Annotated in this window: 1 protein-coding gene; it reads right to left on the bottom strand. The window is 66.6% G+C overall.

All coding sequences use genetic code 11. The features are described from left to right. Positions 1 to 185, bottom strand: a 185-nt coding sequence (locus tag GPA27_RS28735; RefSeq protein ID WP_373322831.1) for a hypothetical protein, incomplete at its 3' end; no start/stop codon positions are given. Between the last annotated feature and the right edge of the window lie 195 nt (positions 186 to 380).

The following is a 380-nucleotide window of genomic DNA, read 5'->3' as shown; positions in this document are numbered from 1 at the left end:
ATGTAGGCCTCGAAGCCGGCGTCTTTGAGCGTCTGCACCACCTCGGCGGCGCGGCGGTCCACCAGCTCGGGGTTGATGCCGTGCACGCTGGCGGGCACCTCTTCGCGCTTGCCGAAATGGGGCTTGCCGCCGGAGGTCCCGGGCGTCGATTTGCCCAGCAGTTTGTCGATGAACTTCTTGATCATGGGTAGGGAGATATCAGGGGACTGCGAGCGCAGGGGGTCAGGAGGCCGTCTGGCTGGCAGGCTCGGCAAACAGGTCCAGTATGCGCCAGCCGCGCTCCTGGGCCAGGGCGCGCAGGCGCGGCTCGGGGTTGGTGGCTACCGGGTGGTTCACCTTCTCCAGCAGGGGCACGTCGTTCATGGAGTCGCTGTAGAAGG

The organism is Aromatoleum toluolicum (assembly GCF_012911005.2).
GTDB lineage: Bacteria > Pseudomonadota > Gammaproteobacteria > Burkholderiales > Rhodocyclaceae > Aromatoleum > Aromatoleum toluolicum.
Note: the sequence above shows the minus strand (reverse complement) of the source record. Positions and strands in the feature narration are given on the sequence as shown.